Origin of the sequence: Streptomyces botrytidirepellens, assembly GCF_003721215.1 — a bacterium.
Taxonomy (GTDB): Bacteria; Actinomycetota; Actinomycetes; order Streptomycetales; family Streptomycetaceae; genus Streptomyces; species Streptomyces himastatinicus.
Window position 1 is genome coordinate 1 of the sequence record NZ_RIBZ01000412.1, and the last position, 860, is coordinate 860.

General features: G+C 71.3%; 1 protein-coding gene. It reads left to right on the forward strand.

Annotated features, from left to right (window positions below; translation table 11 throughout):
• A partial coding sequence (locus tag EEJ42_RS31250; RefSeq protein ID WP_148082069.1) for an acyltransferase domain-containing protein occupies positions 1 to 860 on the forward strand: 860 nt, incomplete at both ends.

Genomic DNA, 860 nt, shown 5'->3' on the forward strand with positions numbered 1-860 from the left:
GCGGCCGGTATCGGCGGCGTCATCAAGATGATCCAGGCCATGCGCCACGCCACCCTGCCCCAAACCCTCCACGTCGATGAGCCGAGCCCACACATCGACTGGGCCTCGGGCAACGTGCGGCTGCTCACCGAAGCCCGGGCCTGGCCCGAGAACGGCCACCCCCGCCGCGCCGCCGTCTCCTCCTTCGGCATCAGCGGCACCAACGCCCACCTCATCCTCGAACAAGCCCCCACCACCCCCACCCACACCCCACCCGCCACCACCACCGTCCCCTGGCTCCTCTCCGCCAAGACCGAACAAGCCCTCCGCGACCAAGCCCAACGCCTCCTCGACCACACCACCGAACACCCCACCCTCCACCCCACCGACATCGCCCACACCCTCGCCACCACCCGCACCACCTTCGACCACCGGGCCGTGGTGGTGGCGGATGAGCGCGAGGCGTTCGACCGCGCACTCGAAGCCCTCACCCGCGGCGAACCGTCCCCGGCCCTGGTCCACGGCACCCCGCACCCGGGCAAGACCGCGTTCCTCTTCACCGGCCAGGGCGCCCAGCGGGCGGGCATGGGACGCCGGCTCTACGACACCCACCCGGTCTTCCGCGGCGCGTTCGACGAGGTCTGCGCCACGCTGGACCGCCACCTCGGCGCCGAACGCCCGCTCAAGGACGTCATCTTCGCCGACGACCAGGGCCCGCTGAACCAGACCCGCTCCACCCAGGCCGCACTCTTCGCCCTCGAAACGGCGCTCTACCGCCTCGTGGAATCCTTCGGCGTGACGCCCGACTACGTCACCGGCCACTCCATCGGCGAACTCACCGCCGCCCACATCGCCGGAATCCTCACCCTGGACGACGCCTG